We start from the raw sequence: 1,013 nt of genomic DNA, 5'->3' as shown, positions 1-1,013 counted from the left end.
TGGGCGCCAACGTGGTCGTCAACGACTTCGGCCAGCCCGGCCGGGACGGCTCGGGCGGGGCCGACGCCGGCCCCGCCGCACAGGTCGCCGAGGAGATCCGCGCGGCAGGCGGCGCGGCCACCGCGCACACCGGTGACGTCGCCGACCACCAACAAGCCGCACAGCTCGTCCAGTTGGCCATCGACACGTACGGCCAGCTCGACATCCTCGTCAACAACGCCGGGATCCTGCGGGACCGGATGATCTTCTCGATGACCGAGGACGAGTGGGACTCGGTCATCCACGTCCACCTCAAGGGCCACTACAACACCACCCACTTCGCGGCCCGGCACTGGCGCGAACGCTCCAAGGAGGCCGGCGGTCCCGTCTACGGCCGGATCGTCAACACGTCCTCCGAGGCGTTCCTCGCCGGCTCCGCGGGACAGCCCAACTACGCGGCCGCGAAGGGCGGCATCGTGGGGCTGACCACGTCCACGGCGCTGGCGCTCGCCAAGTACGGCGTCACCGCCAACGTCATCTGCCCACGGGCCCGCACCCGGATGACGCAGGACGTCTTCGCCGGGTTCGCCGAGCCGGCCGACGAGAGCCTCGACCCGCTGGCCCCCGAGCACGTCGCCCCGCTCGTCGGCTACCTCGCGGCGCCGGCCGCGGCCAACGTGAACGGCCAGCTCCTCGTCGTGCACGGCGGAATGGTCGCCGTCGTCGACCGGCCCCGGGTGCAGGCGAAGTTCGACACCGCCAAGGACGTGTTCACGTACGACGAACTCGACGCGCTGCTCACCCCGCACTACAAGGACCGCCCCCCGAACGAGACGTTCGCGGCGGCGGAGGTCCTGGGCCTCAAGCACGGCTGAGCCGCTCCCGCGGTCCGCACGGCACGACGAAGGGCCCGGCTCCCGCCGGGCCCTTCGTGCGGTGCGCTCTGCGTGACGCGCCGGTACCTACGCCTCGTCGGCGCGGGCCCCTCGGTGCCGCCCCCGCGGTTCGGGCTGCTCGCCCTGACCGGCGGATCC

The 1,013-nt window shown here is 72.8% G+C and carries 1 protein-coding gene; it reads left to right on the top strand.

Translation table 11 applies throughout. The annotated features are described in order from the left end of the window. Positions 1-854, top strand: an 854-nt coding sequence (locus G3I40_RS13500; RefSeq protein ID WP_164302401.1) for a 3-oxoacyl-ACP reductase, incomplete at its 5' end; no start/stop codon positions are given. Positions 855-1,013 lie beyond the last annotated feature (159 nt).

It is taken from the genome of Streptomyces sp. SID14478 (assembly GCF_010548525.1).
In the GTDB taxonomy this organism is placed as follows: domain Bacteria; phylum Actinomycetota; class Actinomycetes; order Streptomycetales; family Streptomycetaceae; genus Streptomyces.
The sequence above is the reverse complement of the archived record's forward strand: the minus strand, read 5'-3'. Positions and strand labels throughout refer to the sequence as shown.